Consider the following 921-nt stretch of genomic DNA (forward strand, 5'->3'; position numbering starts at 1 on the left):
TTAAATTTGATCAAAAAATATACATTTCATTCTGTTAAAGCGAGGCGCGACTCATTATAATTGCGCGCCCTTTTTTATTCCGTTTTTAGAGGTTATTTGTGGAATATCCAAAGCTTTACGATGTCATTGTTATAGGTGGTGGTCATGCTGGTACTGAAGCAGCTCTCGCTTCAGCACGGACAGGCGCGCAAACATTATTGTTGACGCACAATATCGAAACGCTTGGACAAATGTCTTGTAACCCGGCTATAGGCGGCATTGGTAAGAGTCATCTAGTAAAAGAAATTGATGCTCTTGATGGCGCTATGGCGAAAGCGACTGATTTGGCGGGAATACAATTTCGCGTATTGAACAGTCGAAAGGGACCTGCAGTTAGAGCCACGCGCGCTCAAGCAGATAGAATTTTATATAAAGCTGCGATCAGGGATATCCTAGAGAATCAGCCAAACTTAGATATATTCCAGCAAGCTGCTGATGATCTCGTTGTTGAAGGTGATTCCGTAAAAGGTGTGATCACCAATATGGGCTTAACGTTTAGAGCGGAATCGGTCGTACTGACTACGGGAACCTTTTTAGGTGGTGTAATTCACGTTGGCCTAGAAAATCATAGTGGCGGACGTGCCGGAGACCCTCCTTCTATTGCACTAGCCAATCGTTTGAGAGAGCTGCCTTTCCGTGTCGGTAGATTAAAAACAGGAACGCCTCCTCGTATTGATGCAAGAAGTGTAGATTTCAGCGTAATGCAACGCCAGCCAGGCGACTCACCTACTCCCGTGATGTCCTACATGGGGAATGTAGCGCAACATCCGCGTCAAATTGAGTGTTTTATTACACATACCAATGAGCGTACCCATGACATCATTCGTTCAGGCTTTGATCGTTCGCCTATGTTCACAGGTGTGATTGAAGGGACTGGTCCTC

At 45.3% G+C, this 921-nt stretch carries 1 protein-coding gene; it reads left to right on the top strand.

What is annotated here, in order from left to right; translation table 11 throughout:
- Positions 1 to 98 precede the first annotated feature (98 nt).
- The coding region (locus tag A3762_RS20350; protein ID WP_082869271.1) for an FAD-dependent oxidoreductase at positions 99 to 921 on the top strand (823 nt) is incomplete at its 3' end.

This window comes from Oleiphilus sp. HI0125 (genome assembly GCF_001635355.1).